Genomic DNA, 17,786 nt, shown 5'->3' with positions numbered 1-17,786 from the left:
GAGTTATGTTCTATTTCGCGACATGTCAACGTCACTTCAATTGCATCTATTATTTGAAATTCAATTTCAGTTTTACTTCACCTTCAATTTCTACAAACGTTTATCCATTTGTTTTACCATCATGTCTTTCCACGGTCTAAAATCTCCCGCTAAGATATGTTTTCTCGCTTCTCTGACCAACCATAAATAAAATCCAAGGTTATGAATGGTTGCAATTTGCATTGCCAAGCGCTCATTAACACTAAATAAGTGACGTAAGTAGGCTTTAGAATATTCAGTATCAACATACGTCATTCCCATTTCATCCAAAGCGGAAAAATCGTCTTCCCACTTCTTATTTTTAATATTGATAGACCCATGCGCTGTAAATAACATCCCGTTTCGGGCGTTACGTGTAGGCATAACACAGTCAAACATATCCACACCTAACGCAATGTTTTCAAGAATATTGATAGGTGTTCCAACCCCCATTAAATAACGAGGTTTATCTTCAGGCAAAACACCACACACCACTTCTGTCATGGCGTACATTTCTTCCGCAGGCTCCCCTACTGAAAGTCCACCAATGGCGTTTCCTACGGCACCAGCATTAGCGATATATTCAGCAGATTGCAAACGCAAATCTTTATAAGTACTTCCTTGAACTATAGGAAAAAAGCTTTGCTCGTATCCATATTTAAAAGGAAGTTTTCCCAAATGGTTCACACATCTATCCAACCATCTATGCGTCATGTGCATGGAGCGTTTGGCATAGTTATAATCGCAAGGATAAGGTGTACATTCATCAAATGCCATGATGATATCAGCACCAATCGTACGTTGAATTTCCATCACATTTTCAGGCGTAAACGTATGGTAACTACCGTCAATATGCGACTTGAATTTAACGCCTTCTTCTTTAATTTTTCTGTTGGCAGAAAGTGAATAGACTTGGTATCCACCAGAATCAGTCAAAATATTGCGATCCCAATTCATAAATTTATGCAATCCTCCAGCTTGTTCCAGAATTCTGGTTTGCGGACGAAGATATAAATGGTAGGTATTTCCTAAGATAATATCGGCATTGATATCATTTTTAAGTTCCCGTTGATGAACACCTTTTACAGAAGCTACAGTACCAACAGGCATGAAAATTGGGGTTTCAATAACCCCGTGGTCTGTAGTAATAACGCCTGCTCTCGCCTTGCTTTGAAGGTCTTTTCCTTTTAGTTCGAATTTCATAAGTGGTAAACCTACATCTTTTTTATTTCAATCAGAAAAAATCAAATTGAAGCATGAGGTGGGTATTTTTAAAATTGTAATAAGCTGGCAAAGATATGCAATGCACTTATGAAGATAAAGAGCTCTTGATAAAACTTTATAAAAAATCCATCACCCAAACCAAATGAAAAGTCGGCGTCCTTAAAACGCTCTAATAAACTGGTGTACCCTTTCCTACAATTGTTAGCAAAACCGCAAAATTCGTTAATAAGTGCGCAATTTTGGACTTTGCAGTCGGGCTTAAAATGGCTACTTTTGCAGCATAAAACTAACTTTTATAAAATGTCAAACACACAACAATTAGAAGATTTAACAACCCAAGTACGTAGAGATATTCTCCGTATGGTACACAAGGTCAATTCTGGCCATCCAGGAGGTTCACTAGGCTGTGCAGAATTTATTGTAGCGCTTTACAATGAAATCATGGACAGAAAAGACACTTTTGATATGGACGGTATAGGCGAAGATATATTCTTCCTTTCCAACGGTCATATTTCACCTGTATTTTATAGCGTGTTGGCGAGAGCAGGTTATTTCCCTGTAGAAGAATTAAACACGTTCAGATTGATCAACTCTCGTTTACAAGGGCACCCAACAACTCATGAAGGTTTGCCTGGGGTTCGTGTAGCTTCTGGTTCTTTAGGTCAAGGCATGTCTGTTGCAATTGGTGCAGCGCAGGCAAAAAAATTAAACAACGATTCTCATTTAGTGTATAGTTTACACGGTGATGGCGAATTGCAAGAAGGTCAAAACTGGGAAGCAATGATGTATGCTGCCGGTAATAATGTAGACAATCTTATTGCTACAATCGACCTTAACGGTCAGCAAATTGATGGCCCTACTGATGTTGTACTTCCATTAGGCAATGTGAAAGAGAAATTTGAAGCCTTTGGATGGATCGTGGTTGAAATCAATCAAGGTAACAACATCGAAGAAATCTTAAAAGGAATGGCGGTTGCAAAATCTAAAACAGGACAAGGCAAACCAGTTTGTGTACTTTTAAAAACGGTTATGGGTAATGGTGTTGATTTTATGATGCACACACACGCATGGCACGGAAAAGCACCTAACGATGAGCAATTGGCTATCGGATTAGAGCAAAATGCAGAAACATTGGGCGATTATTAATCCCCGAAATCCTCACCTAGGATTTTAAATTTTAAGTAATAATTAAACAGATACCCTCTTTTGTGGGCATTACATATGAAAACATATACAAACACAGGAAATAAAGATACACGTTCAGGATTTGGAGCGGGACTTACTGAATTGGGAAAAACCAATGAGAAAGTTGTTGCGCTTTGTGCCGATTTAATTGGCTCATTAAAAATGGACGATTTTAAAGCCAACCATCCAGAACGTTTCTTTCAAGTAGGAATTGCTGAAGCCAACATGATTGGTATGGCTGCAGGTTTAACAATTGGTGGGAAAATCCCTTTTACAGGAACATTTGCTAACTTTTCTACAGGTCGTGTGTACGATCAAATTAGACAAAGTGTAGCGTATTCTGATAAAAACGTTAAGATTTGTGCTTCCCATGCAGGTTTAACGCTTGGTGAAGATGGTGCAACGCATCAAATCTTGGAAGACATCGGATTGATGAAAATGCTACCAGGAATGACTGTTATCAATACCTGCGATTACAATCAAACAAAGGCAGCTACTATTGCTATTGCTGATCATCATGGTCCTGTTTATTTACGTTTTGGACGTCCTTCTGTTCCTAACTTCACACCAGAAGATCAAAAATTTGAAATTGGAAAAGCTTTACAATTAACTGAAGGTACTGACGTGACTATCATCGCTACGGGACATTTGGTTTGGGAAGCTCTTGAAGCTGCAAAAGCATTACATGAAAAAGGCATTTCTGCAGAGGTTATTGATATCCACACCATCAAACCTTTAGATGATGAAGCTATTTTGAAATCTGTTGCTAAAACAGGATGTGTAGTTACTGCTGAAGAACACAATTACATGGGCGGATTAGGCGAAAGTGTTGCTCGTGTATTAGCATTGGGTCATCCAGCACCACAAGAGTTTATTGCTACACAAGATACTTTTGGAGAATCTGGAACACCAGCACAACTTATGGAAAAGTATGGCTTAAACAGTGCTTCTATCATTAAAGCTGCTGAAAAAGTAATTGCTAGAAAATAATAGTAAGATTTTGTTCAGTTGTTACAATGTAGCCACTAAACTTTAAATCAACTTCATAGACCAAAAGGCCTTTCTTTATTATAGAGAAGGGCCTTTTTTTTATTCGCAAATTGCTTCAGTCTTTAAAATATTTCCCCTTTGGCAACGTTTTTGATTATATCGAACATCAAATCAAACATCAAACTTAAAAACTACAATTATGAAAATTTCGAAAACAGTTCAAGAACATTTCAGGAAGAGCACGCGTACGAGCAAAAATCTAATTTTAGCAAGTTTTGCTTTTGTAGCTTTCGCTTTAGGTGCCAATGCACAAAACGGAAACGGCTTTGGAATTAAAGCAGGTTTAAACTATAATGCCAATGGCGACTACTTTGAATCGATTGGTGACAATGCCAAACATCCTGACCGCAATGTCGGATACCATATAGGTGTATTCGGTAAGATTGGAGATCGTTTTTACTTTAAACCAGAATTAGTCTATACGCAAACAAAAAGTGATTACGACAGTAATGATTTTAAAATGCAAAAATTAGACGCACCATTACTAGTGGGTGTAAAACTTTTAGGCCCAGTTAGCGTTTTTGCAGGACCGTCATTACAATATATACTGGACACAGAATTTGACGGCATTGCCATCAACGATGTTGAAAACGATTTTAGCGTAGGACTTAACTTTGGAGTTGGCGTTAACTTTAACAGATTCGGAATTGACCTAAGATACGAAAGAGGCTTCAGTGAAAACGAAGCCACCTTCATCAATAATTCAGTTGGTGTACCGCCAAGTAGAATTGACACAAGACCAGATCAATTGATATTAAGTGTTTCAATTGGACTATAATTCATAAAAAAAGGCTATCAAATAAATGATAGCCTTTTTCTTTGCTTGTATCTAAAGTAATATGTTATTTACTATAGTCTGTTTTTACAGAGTTCTGTAAATGATCTGGAGTACCATCACCATCAGCATCAACTATTTTGAGCGTCTTGATCGTAAGGATTCCTGCATTCATACTTCTACTTCTTTCAAATTCACCTTCTGCTAAAACTGGTTCCTGTTCGCCATTATTCGTATTAACTGTATATGTTTGACGTGTCATTTCATTAATAGTCAATACACGATCAGCATCATCATCAGGATCTAAGAAATTAGGAACATTATCACCGTCAGTATCATCATTGAATAGGTTTTTATCGCCATTCAAATCTTCCATATAAGAAGGAATGCCATCACCATCATGATCAGAAACTTCAGATTGGTATAATTCAAACTTAAACATCAAATTTGAATATGCCGGAATAGTTGCCGTTGGATTTCCATAATATGCCAATCCTGAAGGCAAGAACATCACTCCAAGTCCGTAGTTATCAAACGTCACCGTTCCATCACCATTTTCAACAAAACTAGCAGCCGTTTTAAATTGTGGAATTGCTTCTCTCCAACCTGGAATCAAATTCATCAAGTCAAAATCTGTCGGATTTACGGTCCCATCAAATGAGGTGCCGTCAGGAAGAAAACCATTGTAATTCAACCTTACCAAGTCTGAAAAATTAGGATTAACACCGCCACCTTCATTCAATTTTAAAATGTAGTATTGGTATTCCGTATCTAAATAGGTTGTTGTTTTAGGATTATTGATATCTACAGCCTCACTTAACAATTGATTTTTGTCAGGATCTGGTAATGCCAAATAGTTTCCGCTGGCATCTTTAGGTAATTCATTAATAATCAATTCGGATATTTTGTGATTGCCTGGTTGCTCAAATGTGGCGCGATTATAATAATGTGTTTGCAAATACACCTTTAAGGAGTCAAAATCTGCTAATTGTTGTTCTGCGCGGTCACGCTCTTCAATTTGTACAATTGCATCATCATCCTTTTTACATGAAGACAATAACGCCAAAAAACACAATGCTGAGAGGACGTAGGTTTTTAATTTCATCAATTTAATTTTATTCATTTTCAAAAGCAACTTACAGTGGGTTCAAAACCATCAACTTAAACAAGTAGAATCTCGTGTTAAGTTATGCTTCAATATTGCTTATTTTTGCCGGCAAGATACAATAATATAATATGTTTGCACAACAACATTAACGTTGTTTTAAATTTTTTAATATGCGAATAGATAAATTTCTATGGTGCGTGAGATACTATAAAACACGAACTATTGCCACGGAAGCATGCAAGAAAGGTCATATAAAAATCAATGGTCAGGTAGCGAAACCAAGTAGAGAGGTTTTTCCTACTGATAAGATAGAATTACGAAAAGATCAGATCAATTATCAACTCACGGTCAATGACATTCCGTCAAGTCGATTGGGGGCGAAATTGGTAGATATTTACAGAACGGATACGACTCCAAAAGAAGCATTTGAAGCGCAAGAACTATTAAAATACTCTAAAGATTATTACCGTAAAAAAGGCGTTGGCCGTCCTACCAAGAAAGACAGACGGGATATTGACGAATTTTATGATACCGATGACGAGGATTAAATAAACGCTTTATTTATCTTTGAAAAAACATTTAGCAGCATGACAGCCACCAAACAAGTAATATTAAGCCACCAGGAAATCAACCATAAAATAAGACGTATTGCATATCAGATTTATGAGAGCAATGTGAATGAAAATGAAGTTATTTTGGCTGGAATTGATTCTAACGGTTATATCCTTGCAAAAAAACTGAAAGCGAATCTTGATAAAATCTCTGATTTAAATACGGTGCTATGCAAAGTTGTCATTGATAAAAAAGATCCTTTGAGCCCAATAACTACATCTATCGCAGCCTCAGAGTATGCCAATAAATCGATTGTGCTTATTGACGACGTCCTAAATTCTGGAAGCACGCTTATTTATGGTGTTAAACATTTTTTAAACGTGCCTTTAAAACAATTTAAGACGGCAGTATTAGTGAACCGAAACCACAAAAAATTTCCTGTTAAGGCAGATTATAAGGGCATTTCGCTATCTACTTCCCTACACGAGCATGTAGAAGTTATTTTAACCGGAAAAGCTTTTGAAGCCTACCTAAAATAGTCCAGCGATTATTTCTTCGGTTATTGCTTCAACAGATTTTCCATCTGTTAAGAGCGTCTGATTGCTTTGTCGGTAATAAAACGAGCGTTCAAAAAGATGCTTACCGATAAACTCTGTTAAATCTTCATCCGTCTCCAAATGCGCGATTAAAGGCCTTTGTGATTTTTCAGAGGACAACCGTTGCACTAAATTTGGAATTGAAAGTTTCAGATAAATGCTATGGGCATCTTTAGCGTTCAAAATAGCCTCCATATTACTTCCATAGCACGGCGTTCCACCTCCAAGTGACACGACAACATTGTTAAGCTCTAAAACCTCTTTTAAATAGGTGTTTTCTTTTTTTCTGAAATAGATTTCACCCTTCGTTTTAAAAATTTCTGGAATCGTCAATCCTTCCTTTTCTTGAATGTAATCATCCAAATCAACAAAGTCAAAATTGAGCTGTTCAGACAATTTTTTACCAATTGTTGATTTTCCAGACCCCATATATCCAATTAATATAATATTCATAACTCCCCTTATAAATTGATTCTTAAAAACATAGCCTTAGCGAGTGCAAAAAAACAAAAAATTATTTTAAAAAAGGGTTTGGTATATTGATAAAAGCTTTTATATTTGCACCCTCATTAAGGAAATGACTCGATAGCTCAGTTGGTAGAGCATAACACTTTTAATGTTAGGGTCCTGGGTTCGAGCCCCAGTCGGGTCACAAAGTGGAAACACTAGTTAAACCTTGTTAATTTAAAAATTAGCAAGGTTTTTTTCCTTTAAAAAATAGAACTTTATCCTACAAAGTTTTAGTATTGAAATTATTATTTTGCCCTTATTAGGGACAATGACTCGATAGCTCAGTTGGTAGAGCATAACACTTTTAATGTTAGGGTCCTGGGTTCGAGCCCCAGTCGGGTCACAACGTGGAAACACGTATTACAAACCTTGTTAATTGAATAATTAGCAAGGTTTTTTTGTTTCTACACCCCCCCCTTTTAGTGCCATCAATTGCTAAAAACATAGATGTTTGAACTTAAAAATGACACCGTCATGGCATCGAAAGAAATAAAAATGCTTCGTCTTTGCCCCATGAGCTTTATTCATTATTTTGTCTCACTAAAACAGCCCTAAAACATATCTCATTCAAAATCAAAATGTTAAAAAAAATCACCGTTCTTATCTTATTCGTACTTGGTTTGACTTTTACAATTCAGGCACAAACGAAAGCAAAAATCTTCAAATTGGAGTCTTATGGCGTTTTGCCAGATAACAAAAAGAATAGCGCTCCAATTTTGGAGGCCGCCCTTAAAAAAATTAAAAGTCAAATCGCTACTTCTGACTCCATAATCATTCAATTTAAAAAAGGTAGATATGACTTTCATCCTGAAAAGGCGCTGAGAAGGGAATATTATGTCTCCAATCATGATCAGGATAACCCTAAAATTGTGGGTATAGAATTAGACGGCTTCAAGAATGTAACCCTGGACGGAAATGGTTCAGAGCTTGTTTTTCACGGAAGAATGTTGCCTTTAGCACTAATTGAAAATAGTGGTGTAACTGTTCAAAACCTGAGTATCGATTTTGAAAAACCGCACATTGCCCAAGTGAAGATTGTTGAAAATGACACCGTAGCCGGGAGTATCGTTTTTAAAACTGCGCCATGGGTATCCTATACCATAAAAGACAGTATTTTTTATAATCGAGGTGAAGGATGGGAAATGCAACCTATTGCAGGAATTGCTTTTGAGGAACACACCAAACGCATCGTATACAATAGTGGCGATATTGCCGTGGGCACATCTCGTGTAAGCGAACTAGCTCCGGGCCTAATTAAAGCCCATAATTGGAAGAACAGTAAGCTCATACCGGGCACCGTAATAGCCATGAGAAGTTATTACCGTCCTACCCCTGGGATTTTTATTCACAAAGGAAAAAATATAAACTTTAAAAATGTAAAGGTACATTATGCTGAAGGGATGGGGCTTTTAGCACAACTGACTGAAAATATCGCTTTAGATGGATTTGAAGTGGCGCTCAAAGGGAAAGACGACCCAAGATATTTTACAACTCAAGCCGATGCCACTCATTTTTCAGGCTGTAAAGGCGTTATTACTTCTGTGGACGGTTTTTATGAAGGGATGATGGATGATGCCATTAACATTCACGGCACTTATCTTAAAATGCTGAAGAAAATCGATACTCGAACGGTTACAGCTAAATATATGCATCATCAAGCTTACGGATTTGATTGGGGATATGCGGGAGATTCCGTACAGTTTGTAAAGTCGAAAACCATGGATCTTTGGGACCATAAGAATACAATTGTTTCCATAACACCAATACGTGCGGATCAGAATGAGCCGATTAAAGAATTCAAAATTGAATTCGCAAAGGAGCTTGGCAATGAGATTGATCCCGCAAATTTTGATATTGGCATTGAAAACCTGACATGGACACCTTCAGTAATCTTTACGGGCAATACCATCCGCAATAACAGAGCGAGAGGCGCTTTATTTAGCACTCCTAAACCAACTCTTATTGCCAACAATTTATTTGATCATACTTCAGGATGTGCCATTTTACTGTGCGGAGACAGCAATGGCTGGTATGAAACTGGAGCTTGTATGGATGTTACCATCCGTGATAATAAGTTTGTGAATGCACTTACCAGTATGTACCAATTTACTACGGCTGTTATATCCATCTATCCAGAGATTCCGGATTTAGAAAATCAAACAACGTATTTTCACTCAGGCATTCGTATTGAAAATAATGAATTTGAAACCTTCGACAACCCGATACTATACGCCAAATCAGTAAATGGGTTGACTTTTAAAAACAATACAGTGATAACCAATCAGGAATACCCTGCATTTCATTCCAATAAAAACGTCATTCTTTTTGAACGCGTGCTAAATGCTGATGTTGATGACAATCAATTAAACGGAAGAACTGTTGATTTTTTAAATCAAGAAACTAATTCTCAAGAATAGCAGACAAAATAATTTTCAATTTTATTGAACCGAAAACGTTCTCTTTAAAAGCCTTGTTAATTTAAAAATCAGCAAGGTTTTTCAATTTATAGAATTAATTAAACCTCTCACAACCAACACCATTAACGACGGTTAAAATTTAGAATTTTAAAGTCAGATGCCATTGCAATTTCGTTAAGATTATGTTTATTTCATTTAAAAATAGGATTAAAATCAGTATCTTATCAGTTAATTTATTTTGGAGTTAAATTATTATAAGACGCCTTTTATATAGCCCAACACGTTATACCTATGGAGAAAAGAATACTCTTACTTACCGATTTTTCAAAGACTGCACTCAATGCGGCACGGTATGCGCTAGATCTTTATGCGGATTACGAATGCAGTTTTCATTTTCTCAACACCTATCATGCGGACAGCTATACCATTGAGGGCTATTCCTTTAATTATTCAGGCCATCGCAACTATAACATCGAGCAACCCAACAGACAGATAAAATTCAGAAAATTGGTTGAACAATTGCGGTTACACGACAAAAATCCGAAACACAATTACTATACAATTGCAGCCAGCGACACCTTGCTCGATGGTGTAAATGATGTCATCTCCAGATATGATATTGACATCGTGATTATGGGATCAAAAGGCATGACTAGTTCACGTACCGTTGTCTTTGGGATGAATACGGTCAATATTATGGAAAACATTACGGCTTGTCCTGTAATGGCAATACCTGAAGATGTGAGTTTCAAAGCGCCCAAGGAAATTGTGTTTCCTACTGACTTTAAAATCTCATTTAAACGCAGAGAACTAAAATATTTGATGAACATCGCAGAACTTCACAAGTCAAAAATCAGTGTGTTACATGTAAAAGAAAGTGCACATCTAAATAAGGCACAACAAGCAAACAAGGAGCTGCTCGGACAAATTTTTAAAACCATAACCCACACGTTTCATGAGGTGGAAAATATGACCGTCCATGAAGGCATCAATAAGTTTATTGACGGTCAAAATAGCGACATGGTAGCATTTATCAACCAAAAACGCAACTTTTTCACCAGAATGCTCTATAAACCGTTGGTTCAAGAATTAGGGTATCAGTCCAGTGTTCCTGTTTTGGTCTTAAAACATCGGATTTAACACCGGATTACGTTTCCAAAACAATTACGAGACCTTTAGGGTTGAGAACAATCGAGTAAAGAATTTATTGATATTCAATATTCAGGATACTTATGGATTGGAAGTGGGCACGGAAAAGCCATTGAGATTGTCAGAATAAGGGAAGAAAAGCTTTCTGTCACATTGAGCGCAGTCGAAATGCTTCGAACTAACCACACAATTTCATATCTTCAAAACCTCAACATATTCCTAAACTTCGACTGCGCTCAGTTTGACAACGATTCTGATTATTTCCCCAAAGCATTCTTGGCAAAAAATGAAATGATCAATCCTGGAATGGCTAGGATAATAGCAAAATAAATCAAACTCATAGGCGAATAAATCCCAAGTAATATTCCTGCAACTGACGTTGCAATCATTATCGACAAGTTGAAGACTGACGACTGCACCGAGGTCGCCACATCTTTGGCAGTTTCCACTTGCCTACTTACAGCAGCTTGTAGCAACGTTACCAATGGACCGAATGATAATCCCCATATAAAAAATGCCACATGCCCCATGCCTGTAACTCCTCCTAATAGCAGAAACATCGCCATAGACATAATGAGCAAGCCAAACATGGCAATGGTGAGCACTCTTAAATGCTGATCTGTGTATTTTATGGCTAATAGCACAGAAATTAAAGATCCAATGCCAAACAATAACAAGGCGCTTTCAATGCCTCCTGCCAGTTGAATTTCTTCTACAAGACTCGTAATATAGACATACACTCCATAATGGGCTATTACTCCGAGTAGCGTAAGCATTAAAACAATTAAAACCGCCGGGATTTTTAATAGCGCAAAGGGTGATGAACTTTTGGTAAGTTTTTCTCCTGGTGTGGATGGCAATGCAAAAAGACTAATAATGGCAATAATTAAAATAACCACACCCAACCCGATAAATTCTGTGCGCCAGCCATAGGTGTTACCAATATAAGTCATCACAGGCATCCCTATACTGATGCCTAACGTATTTCCGGCCATAATTACAGCGATAGCCTTGCCATGCTCCTTTTCGCTTACCAAGCGCATTCCGTAGGCGGCAATCATGGGCCACATTACTCCAGCACAGATACCTCCGATAACTCTTAGAATTATTATAATGGTGTGGTCATGAAGTAACCCCGCCATGATGTTTGAAACTGAGAAGCCACCCAACAAAATCATCAATAAATATTTACGATTAAACCGCATGGTCATGGTGATAAGCGGTATTGCGAAAATAGCAGAGGCGATAGCGTAATAACCCACCAAATTACCTGTTTGCACTTCGCTGATATTTAAATCGGCCATCATTTGAGGTAAAACGCCCGACGGCATTAATTCAGAGAGGAGACCTACAAAAGTTACTGAAGACATCAGCAGCATGATAAGCCATGGAAAAACAGTTGTGGATTGCTCAGCAGAAATTGGTTTGCTCATTATAATCGTAATTTCAAAATGGTGGATTGATGTCAAAACTAAGGTTAATTTAAACATAATTCAACCTAAGTACAGCACTTCTATCATCAAACTCCCAATGAAGCATTTATTCAGCAATAGCTTATGAAAATCGATAATAATTGATTATATTATAGACTGACAATCAACATTTTAAATATTTATAACAAATTTGATTTTTATGTAAGACTACTAGAGAATTACTGAGATTTTTTGAATTATTAACCGTTAAAATAAAAGATATGACATTGATAACGAAAAAGGAAATTGAGACATTAAACAATATCAAGGGAGACCATTGTATTTCCATTTTTATTCCTACACATAGAGGAGGCAAAAAAGTACTGCAAGAGGAAGATCCACTATCATTAAAGAACCAATTAAAAGACGTCAAGCAAAAGCTATCTAAAAAAGGGCTAAATGCAGATGACGTCACTAAAATAACTCATCCAATTCAGGAACTAATTGATGATGGCTCCTTTTGGAGAGAGCAATCAGACGGTTTGGCCATTTTTGTAGCGGATGGCTTTTTCAAATATTACACGCTGCCAGTGTACTTCCAAGAGCATAACTACATCTCGGATTCATTCTATTTAAAACCATTAATGCCTATGTTTGTTGGCGATGGGAGTTTCTTTTTGATGACTCTTGATAGGGATAATGTGAAATTATACGAATGCACCCAACACAGCTTCACTGAATTTGAAATTGAGGATTTGATACCAGAAACCAAACAAGATCGTGTAGGTTTTGATTATGAAGAAAAAAACTTACAGTTTAGATCAGGTGCTACCGGTTCAGGCCAGACGATGTACCACGGTCAGGAAGCAGCTACTGGGAAAAGGAAAAATGAGATCAAAAAGTATTTCAGGGCAATAAATGACGGACTTGCGACAATTTTTAAAGACCAAAACATGCCATTACTGATAGCTGCACAAACACCACTGTTCGATATTTATAAAGAAGTCAATACCTATAATAACCTTATGGATGAGAATCTTGTGGTGGATTTTAGCAGTACGGACATATTTGACATTCATGAAATGGCCTGGGAACACATGGCGCCTGTATTTGACCAAAATCGTAAAGACCAGATAGCACAGTTTTTGGAAAACCAAGGCAATGGAACAACTTCAATTGGGATAGGTAAAATTTTACCAGCAGCAATCAATGGACAAATAGAAGCGTTGTTTTGTGAGAACAATGAAGATATTTTTGGTTCGTACACTAAAGATAATGATGCTATTAATGTTACTGAAGGGAATGACGATGGATCAAATATTTCCTTGATGAATTTGGCTGCTATTCAAACCTTTCTTAATGGTGGCGATGTGTATTTATTAGAAAAGGATGAAATGCCTAATCCAAATTCAAGAGTGAATGCCTTATACAGATATTAGATAAGCCATAATTTCATCCCACAGGCTCAATTTTTAAGCAATGGGAAAGGGAATACATCAAAAAGGAGAATTTACGTAACGTAAATTCTCCTTTTTTTGCTCCAGAGCGCATCAAAACTAACTCTACAACCCTGGTGTGCGTCTATTAAAACGTCGGTCATCAAATTCGCGACGTTTGTAAAAATTATCGTTGTCGTAAACATCATTATTTTCTCTTCGGAGTCTCATTTCCTTTTCATCATTTGAAAAGACCTGGTTATCATCAATAGGCGGATAGGAATCTTCCGCCGTACCATAAGTTTCTAGTTTATTAGCGTCATAATGGTACTTTCTGATTTCTTCACGAATGATTTCCCGAAGACGATCCTCATCTTGTAAATAATTGTCTTGACGCTGAACTCTGTCCCTAAAATTTTCATCATCAACTAGGTTATTATCATCAACAAGATCATTGTCATTATCATCAAAACGCCGGGTATCTGTAAATCGATTTTCATCCAGTACCCGATTATCATCATAAAGATGGCTATCATTAGACACCACATTGACGTCATCAGTATCTCTCCAATTTTGTCGACGTTCGTAAGAATTTAAAACTTGATTCTCATAACTTCTATTGATGTTGTCGCCTTTGCGATATCTTTTAGTTTCAGAAAATGTGCGGTGGTCAATTATATCCGTATAAATATATTTTGAATCTTCATTGACATCTACCAATCCTATAGGCACAATTATATGATTTTCGCCTTCTTTATTCACAAATTCTCGAATTTCAGTTTGAGTTGGCCTTCCATATGGATCATGCTTGGCGTCAATAATACTTTTATCCACTTCAACATCTAAATACACCACGCGCTCAGCGTATTTATTAACCAAGAGATTATCCACTTTACCAATCACACGATTGTCTACATCTTTCACATCCCAACCCCTTACGTCAGGGTAACCATCTGAAATTTTATAATCTGAAAGCTCCGTAATATAATAGAGGTGTTTATCTTGCTCTGCCATAATATTTAATTTTAGTTATTCATAGATTGTAATACATCTCGGCTCTGTCTCAGGAATGCATAAATTTGAGCTTGCTGCTTGTTCATAGTTACAGAACCATTAATTTTTGAAGCAGCATTTTTTAAATCTGCCACTTGTGTTTGTAGCGATGGAAAGCTTTTTTTCTGAATATCCTCCATCACTTTAACGACTTTATCACTGGCTGTTTTAAAGTTTTTAAATCCTTTAGTATCCTTAGTAGCTGTGGAAATTGCAGTATACTGCGATGAAAAATCTCTTAAATCGTTCAAAGCCTCAGAATCTTCTATATAATTTTCATCTGCTTTATGCACTACTGCTTTCGTTAAATTGGCGAACGCTACCTTGGTATAGGACGAATCTACAGCTACTCGGGTCGAATCAGTTATGGATTGATCAAACGCCGTAAACTGGTCGTAGGAAGTACTTGTGCTGTAAGGATCATAAGCCGATGTATTGTCAGTAGTATCAATTACTTGCTCATTATTATAGTCATCATCAAAATCGTCGTTAATATCATCATCATCATTCGCATAAATTAGGTAAGCAATTATTGCTAAAACAACAAGCATTAGAATGACCCACGGCCATATTGGTTTTTTCTTTTCAATTTTAATTTCTGCCATAATACTAGTTTTAGATTGATTTTATGTGGTTTTAAATGTTCTTATATTACTTGAACTAATTACAATATGAGCACCTTGGTAATTAAGATGGCACAACAAAACAGTTCACCTCTTATTAGTCAAGTGTGATTTTTACAAGTGCCAATTTTTAATTTCTTCGAGGACCTGATCACGACTCCTATTAGTTCGTCTGGCAATCTTTTGAGTCATCATATCAAACTCTCCGGTTCTATAACTAACATCATCATCGGTAATAGTCGTATACTGTTTTCTATAGTCTGCATTAATACTTAACCAACGGTCTTCTAATGCATCATTATATTTGGCATCAAAATGATCGCCATTGATACCAAAATGAGTTTTGTCCTGTTTTGAATTTTGATGTCCTTCCATGATACATAGTTTTTTAATTCAGAGTATGAATTTACGCTTATATCATCAGCATCTTGAGCCCTATTCTTCAAAATAAGTTCTCTAAAAGTGATAAATTACAATCAATTGCATTCGCCACTTAATCTGTAAATTAATTATCAAGAATTTAAACAAAGACTCTTCATCTTTTCAAGCTGGAGACATTTTCTGACATAAATAAAGATGTGAAAGGTTAAAAAATGGTTTTTTACAACAAACCTTATTTAATTCTAATCCTTTACTTCGTAGTATGTTGTCGAGAATATCAAATAGTGCGTCTCTTAAAGAAATAGAACTTCAGCTAAATTCAAAATTTGACTATGACTATCTCTATGAACCAACCAATATCATTAACGGATGGAAAGAAGCTACGGTCTGTATGATAACCGCTCAAGCACCACATCGCATTCAATATGGTATATGGGGAATCTTACCAAATGGTTATATGGACAGTTGGAAAAGCTTTCAATCCATCCATAACACTCTAGAGATTGAATGTGAATCCATCTCACAAACATCGTGGCTTTATGAAGCCTTAAATTATAGGCGTTGTTTAATAGTGGCAACAGGTTTCTTCACTTCTGAATTAGAGAATCATAGTATGCACCCTTATTTAAATTCTTTAAAAAACCATGGCATATTCTGCTTTGCTGGAATTTATAATGTGTTGGAAGATGGATTTATAACCTGCAGTATCCTTACACATTCCAACGGATCATCGACTTACCATTTAAAAGGCCCAAGACCTATTATCATTTCTAAGAACAACTATACTGACTTTTTAACAAAACGAATTCCGTTAGGAGAGCTTTGTATTTCAGCATTTGAAATTGATACAAGCGAATTTATGCAACAAGAAATCTACGATGAAAACAGATTATATTCTTATAAAAACCTCCAATAACCAAACTAAGACGCTACTTTAATTGTAGTACGCAATTGTTGCTGATACGATTTAGGCGAACATTTAAAACGTTTTTTAAATATTCTACAAAAGTAACTTCTACTCGTAAGCCCTACAGAATATACTATTTCAGAAACATTCAAATCTGTGTTTCGTAACATATCTAGAGCTTTTTCCAAGCGTATGTTTCTAATAAAAATTGCTACCGTACAATTATGCATTTCCTTGAATCCTGTTTGAAGTTTGGAAACAGATAATCCCGTTTGTTTACATAAAGCTTTTATGCTGTATTGTTGCTGCGGATTGGCTTTAATTGTATTGGTGAGTGCTTCTAACTGCTGAATTTCAAAATTTCGAAGACCAGTATTCTTTGCATAACAGTCGTTGCCTTCAAGAAGTTCCTTTAATTTTAATCCGAACAGAATATTACAATAACCCTTTGCAATAAATTTATTTTCGCAAGTCGTCTTGTCAAGGCCTTTTAAAATCCTTGCCATTTCACACATACTGAGATTTGGCGTTAAAATATTGGGGTTGATAAATGGATCTAACAACATATCCTGATCCTGTAAGTTATGCAGCAATTCCCTCTGCTCCTGGTCAAGATCTGATTTCTCAATTTTTAGCAACAAAAAATCATAGCCTTTGTGCGATTTACACTTTATCGCGATAGTTTCTGCATTTTTAAAAGGGACCAATACGCTCGTAAAGGAAGGAACAGAAATAGAGCTATTACCACAAGTCATCAGCAAAGGAGATCTGTCCGCCAAATTGATGCACAAATAGACTGAAGACTCTTTTTCTGCTTTTAAATTAATGGTATAATCATGAATACAGTTTAAATGAAATCCATGATACTCCAATTTATCTGTGAGTTTGTGTTTTTCAATATACCCCTGAAAATAGCGGTCATTTTTGGTATGACCATTTCGAATCTCAAAACTAAATAAATCATTCATAACAAAATATTTTTAGCACTTATGAATTCAGTCAGGGAAGCAAATTTGCAATTATTTTTAGATGACAACTACCTCAATGCCTTTAAAAAATAACGCAATACCTATTTAAAAAAATTATATAAAAAGACTCCTACAAATATCAACATTAAAGAAACACATATTGAAGTAACCATTTAGAATTCAGATTCATAAACAGAACACAACAACTCTGATTGCAATTTTTAACCCTAATTTAAAACGCCCTATACCTTTGCCAATAATTCTTAAAATGGAGCCACAAAAAAACTCCTAATCAACATGCGATTAGGAGTTATTAGAAATTAGAAGAAACTAATAAATTATTATTTCTTCGAAGCTCCTGATTTACCAGAAGCTGGCGCTTTTTTGGGATCTTTTTTCTGATCTGATTTTTTAGGCGCATC

17 protein-coding genes and 2 tRNA genes are annotated in these 17,786 nt (G+C 36.2%); 11 read left to right on the top strand and 8 right to left on the bottom strand.

Annotated features, from left to right (window positions below):
• Positions 1 to 90: 90 nt before the first annotated feature.
• A complete protein-coding gene (gene tgt, locus Q0947_RS15025; protein WP_299399657.1) occupies positions 91 to 1,221 on the bottom strand; it encodes a tRNA guanosine(34) transglycosylase Tgt in 1,131 nt (376 codons plus the stop codon).
• Positions 1,222 to 1,542: 321 nt separating this feature from the next.
• On the opposite strand from tgt, the gene Q0947_RS15020 reads away from it, so the two are divergent.
• From Q0947_RS15020 to Q0947_RS15010, 3 genes are all read left to right on the top strand, one after another.
• On the top strand, positions 1,543 to 2,388 hold the full coding sequence (locus Q0947_RS15020; RefSeq protein WP_299399654.1) for a transketolase: 846 nt from the start codon (positions 1,543 to 1,545) through the stop codon (positions 2,386 to 2,388).
• A 75-nt stretch (positions 2,389 to 2,463) separates the two neighbouring features.
• On the top strand, positions 2,464 to 3,417 hold the full coding sequence (locus Q0947_RS15015) for a transketolase C-terminal domain-containing protein (protein WP_299399649.1): 954 nt from the start codon (positions 2,464 to 2,466) through the stop codon (positions 3,415 to 3,417).
• A 199-nt stretch (positions 3,418 to 3,616) separates the two neighbouring features.
• The gene (locus tag Q0947_RS15010) at positions 3,617 to 4,255 is read left to right on the top strand and encodes a porin family protein (protein ID WP_299399646.1); all 639 of its coding nucleotides are present in this window, start codon (positions 3,617 to 3,619) and stop codon (positions 4,253 to 4,255) included.
• A 64-nt stretch (positions 4,256 to 4,319) separates the two neighbouring features.
• Here the strand turns inward: Q0947_RS15010 and Q0947_RS15005 are convergent, their stop codons facing one another.
• Positions 4,320 to 5,375, bottom strand: coding sequence for an FKBP-type peptidyl-prolyl cis-trans isomerase (locus tag Q0947_RS15005; RefSeq protein WP_299399643.1), 1,056 nt, complete (start codon positions 5,373 to 5,375; stop codon positions 4,320 to 4,322).
• 155 nt (positions 5,376 to 5,530) lie between these two features.
• Between Q0947_RS15005 and Q0947_RS15000 the strand changes: the two genes are divergently transcribed.
• Both Q0947_RS15000 and Q0947_RS14995 read left to right on the top strand, forming a co-directional pair.
• A complete protein-coding gene (locus tag Q0947_RS15000) occupies positions 5,531 to 5,908 on the top strand; it encodes an RNA-binding S4 domain-containing protein (protein ID WP_299399640.1) in 378 nt (125 codons plus the stop codon).
• A gap of 39 nt (positions 5,909 to 5,947) precedes the next feature.
• Entirely contained in the window at positions 5,948 to 6,451 is a 504-nt protein-coding gene (locus tag Q0947_RS14995; RefSeq protein ID WP_299399638.1) for a phosphoribosyltransferase family protein, read from the top strand.
• Here Q0947_RS14995 and Q0947_RS14990 read toward each other — a convergent pair.
• Positions 6,443 to 6,961, bottom strand: coding sequence for a shikimate kinase (locus Q0947_RS14990; RefSeq protein WP_299399634.1), 519 nt, complete (start codon positions 6,959 to 6,961; stop codon positions 6,443 to 6,445). The two genes, Q0947_RS14995 and Q0947_RS14990, sit on opposite strands and share 9 nt — an antisense overlap.
• 126 nt (positions 6,962 to 7,087) lie before the next feature.
• Between Q0947_RS14990 and Q0947_RS14985 the strand changes: the two genes are divergently transcribed.
• The 4 genes from Q0947_RS14985 to Q0947_RS14970 all read left to right on the top strand — a co-directional run bounded on the left by Q0947_RS14985 (position 7,088) and on the right by Q0947_RS14970 (position 10,575).
• A tRNA-Lys gene (locus Q0947_RS14985) sits at positions 7,088 to 7,160 on the top strand.
• A 128-nt stretch (positions 7,161 to 7,288) separates the two neighbouring features.
• A tRNA-Lys gene (locus Q0947_RS14980) sits at positions 7,289 to 7,361 on the top strand.
• A gap of 235 nt (positions 7,362 to 7,596) precedes the next feature.
• Complete coding sequence (locus tag Q0947_RS14975) at positions 7,597 to 9,435, top strand: alpha-1,3-galactosidase B (protein ID WP_299399631.1); 1,839 nt, start codon at positions 7,597 to 7,599, stop codon at positions 9,433 to 9,435.
• Positions 9,436 to 9,726: 291 nt separating this feature from the next.
• The gene (locus Q0947_RS14970) at positions 9,727 to 10,575 is read left to right on the top strand and encodes a universal stress protein (protein ID WP_299399628.1); all 849 of its coding nucleotides are present in this window, start codon (positions 9,727 to 9,729) and stop codon (positions 10,573 to 10,575) included.
• 266 nt (positions 10,576 to 10,841) lie between these two features.
• On the opposite strand, the gene Q0947_RS14965 is transcribed toward Q0947_RS14970, so the two are convergent.
• Entirely contained in the window at positions 10,842 to 12,017 is a 1,176-nt protein-coding gene (locus tag Q0947_RS14965) for an MFS transporter (RefSeq protein WP_299399625.1), read from the bottom strand.
• A 260-nt stretch (positions 12,018 to 12,277) separates the two neighbouring features.
• On the opposite strand from Q0947_RS14965, the gene Q0947_RS14960 reads away from it, so the two are divergent.
• Entirely contained in the window at positions 12,278 to 13,435 is a 1,158-nt protein-coding gene (locus tag Q0947_RS14960; protein WP_299399622.1) for a hypothetical protein, read from the top strand.
• Between the two features lie 123 nt (positions 13,436 to 13,558).
• Here Q0947_RS14960 and Q0947_RS14955 read toward each other — a convergent pair whose 3' ends face one another.
• The 3 genes from Q0947_RS14955 to Q0947_RS14945 all read right to left on the bottom strand — a co-directional run bounded on the left by Q0947_RS14955 (position 13,559) and on the right by Q0947_RS14945 (position 15,483).
• The gene (locus tag Q0947_RS14955) at positions 13,559 to 14,446 is read right to left on the bottom strand and encodes a PRC-barrel domain-containing protein (RefSeq protein ID WP_299399619.1); all 888 of its coding nucleotides are present in this window, start codon (positions 14,444 to 14,446) and stop codon (positions 13,559 to 13,561) included.
• 11 nt (positions 14,447 to 14,457) lie between these two features.
• Positions 14,458 to 15,090 (bottom strand): hypothetical protein, encoded by a 633-nt coding sequence (locus Q0947_RS14950; protein WP_299399616.1) that lies wholly within the window; start codon positions 15,088 to 15,090, stop codon positions 14,458 to 14,460.
• A 132-nt stretch (positions 15,091 to 15,222) separates the two neighbouring features.
• Positions 15,223 to 15,483, bottom strand: a complete 261-nt coding sequence (locus Q0947_RS14945; protein ID WP_299399614.1) for a hypothetical protein — start codon at positions 15,481 to 15,483, stop codon at positions 15,223 to 15,225.
• A gap of 268 nt (positions 15,484 to 15,751) precedes the next feature.
• Between Q0947_RS14945 and Q0947_RS14940 the strand changes: the two genes are divergently transcribed.
• Positions 15,752 to 16,405: an SOS response-associated peptidase family protein gene (locus Q0947_RS14940; protein ID WP_299399612.1), complete on the top strand. Its 654-nt coding sequence runs from the start codon at positions 15,752 to 15,754 to the stop codon at positions 16,403 to 16,405.
• Positions 16,406 to 16,410: 5 nt separating this feature from the next.
• On the opposite strand, the gene Q0947_RS14935 is transcribed toward Q0947_RS14940, so the two are convergent.
• Entirely contained in the window at positions 16,411 to 17,364 is a 954-nt protein-coding gene (locus Q0947_RS14935; RefSeq protein ID WP_299399610.1) for an AraC family transcriptional regulator, read from the bottom strand.
• Positions 17,365 to 17,786 lie beyond the last annotated feature (422 nt).

The organism is uncultured Gelidibacter sp., assembly GCF_947500795.1.
Lineage (GTDB): Bacteria > Bacteroidota > Bacteroidia > Flavobacteriales > Flavobacteriaceae > Gelidibacter.
The sequence above is the reverse complement of the archived record's forward strand: the minus strand, read 5'-3'. Positions and strand labels throughout refer to the sequence as shown.